The 2,191-nt window shown below is 65.4% G+C and carries 1 protein-coding gene and 1 pseudogene; both read left to right on the forward strand.

What is annotated here, in order from left to right:
• Positions 1 to 274 (forward strand): KH domain-containing protein (locus tag JCM19049_RS12315; RefSeq protein ID WP_279403122.1); only part of this gene is annotated, 274 nt, incomplete at its 5' end.
• 308 nt (positions 275 to 582) lie between these two features.
• A pseudogene (gene leuA, locus JCM19049_RS12320) lies at positions 583 to 2,191 on the forward strand (2-isopropylmalate synthase); the annotation flags it as partial.

The raw sequence follows: 2,191 nt of genomic DNA on the forward strand, positions 1-2,191 counted from the left end.
CTCGCTGGCCGTGGTCGTCGAGGAGATGGCCCCGCGCGAGGGCCGCTCGACGGAGAACCCGCTGGTGGACATCCACGTGAGCCTGTACGTGGAGCGGCCAAGCCAGAAGGCGATCGTGATCGGCAAGGGCGGCGCCCGGCTGCGCGAGGTCGGCACCCGCGCCCGGCAGGGGATCGAGAAGCTGCTGGGCACCAAGGTATACCTGGACCTGCACGTGAAGGTGGCCAAGGACTGGCAGCGCGACCCGAAGCAGCTGGGCCGCCTCGGCTTCTAGCCCGCCGCCACGGGCTGCCGCAACCCGTGAACAACCCCTGTCCGACCCGGTCGGGCAGGGGTTGTGCCATGTCCGGGAAAGGTGCGGTGCAGGGCCGGGCGTCCGGAATGTGACACAAACGTGCAACAACTGCGTCGCAGCCCACCGGCGGTGCTATGTTTGAAAAATGCATTTCGAGCTACTACTGCTACTTAGCCGCTGCGAGGATCCAACGGACCGCTAGTGGTCCCACGGCCGACCCCTCGTCGCGGAGTTCGCCCTCATCCGGCCCCATACAAACAACCACCAATTGTCCAGGGGATACCGAAATGCAGAACATGCAAAAGCCTTCGAACATGCCAATCCACAAGTATGTTCCCTTCCAGGACCAGATCGAGGTCAACCTGCCCGATCGCACCTGGCCAGACAAGTACATCACCAAGGCCCCGCGCTGGTGCGCGGTGGATCTGCGCGACGGCAACCAGGCGCTGATCGACCCGATGAGCCCGAGCGCAAGCACAAGATGTTCGACCTGCTGGTGCAGATGGGCTTCAAGGAGATCGAGGTGGGCTTCCCCTCGGCCTCGCAGACCGACTTCGACTTCGTGCGCCAGCTCATCGAACAGGACCGCATCCCCGAGGATGTGACCATCCAGGTGCTCACCCAGTCCCGGGAACACCTGATCGAGCGCACCTACCAGGCGCTGGAGGGTGCCAAGCAGGCGATCGTGCACCTGTACAACTCCACCTCGATCCTGCAGCGCGAAGTGGTGTTCCGCCAGGACGAGGACGGGATCGTGGACATCGCGGTGCAGGGTGCGCGGCTGTGCAAGAAGTACGAGGAGCAGCTTGGCGGCACCAAGATCACCTACGAATACTCCCCGGAGTCCTACACCGGCACCGAGCTCGAGTTCGCCAAGCGCATCTGCGAGGCGGTGGCCGAGGTGCTGGAGGCCAGCCCGCAGAACAAGGTGATCCTGAACCTTCCGGCCACCGTGGAGATGGCCACCCCGAACGTGTACGCCGACTCGATCGAGTGGATGCACCGCAACCTGGCCAACCGGGAGTCGATCATCCTCTCCCTGCACCCGCACAACGACCGCGGCACCGGGGTGGCCGCCGCGGAACTGGGCTACCTGGCCGGCGCGGACCGCATCGAGGGCTGCCTGTTCGGCAACGGGGAGCGCACCGGTAACGTGGACCTGATCACCCTGGCATGAACATGTTCGGCCAGGGCGTGGACCCGCAGATCGACTTCTCCGACATGGACCACATCCGACGCACCGTGGAGTACTGCAACCAGCTGCCGGTGCCCGAGCGCAGCCCGTACGGCGGGGACCTGGTGTTCACCGCGTTCTCCGGCTCCCACCAGGACGCCATCAAGAAGGGTCTGGAGGCGATGGACGCCAAGGCCGCCGCCCAGGGCAAGGACATCAACGACCTGGTCTGGGCGGTACCCTACCTGCCGGTGGACCCCAAGGACATCGGGCGCAGCTACGAGGCCGTGATCCGGGTGAACTCCCAGTCCGGCAAGGGCGGGGTCTCCTACCTGCTGAAGAACGACTACAACCTGGACCTGCCGCGCCGCGCCCAAATCGAATTCTCCGGGGTGATCCAGAAGAAGACCGACTCCGAGGGCGGGGAAGTCTCCTCGCAGACCATCTGGCAGGTCTTCCAGGACGAGTACCTGCCGGTGGCCGAGGGCAATGGCCTCAAGCCCTGGGGGTACTACAAGATCGCCTCGCAACCGCCGAATCCGCAGAGGACGGCAGCTTCGTGCTGCACACCAAGCTGCTGGTGGACGGCGCCGCCCAGGAGCGCAGCGCCGAGGGCACCGGCCCGATCTCCGCACTGGTGAAGATGCTCAACGAGGACGGGGTGGATTTGCGGGTGCTGGACTACACCGAGCACGCGCTGAGCGAGGGCGGCAACGCCCAGG

The organism is Arthrobacter sp. JCM 19049 (assembly GCF_001310435.1).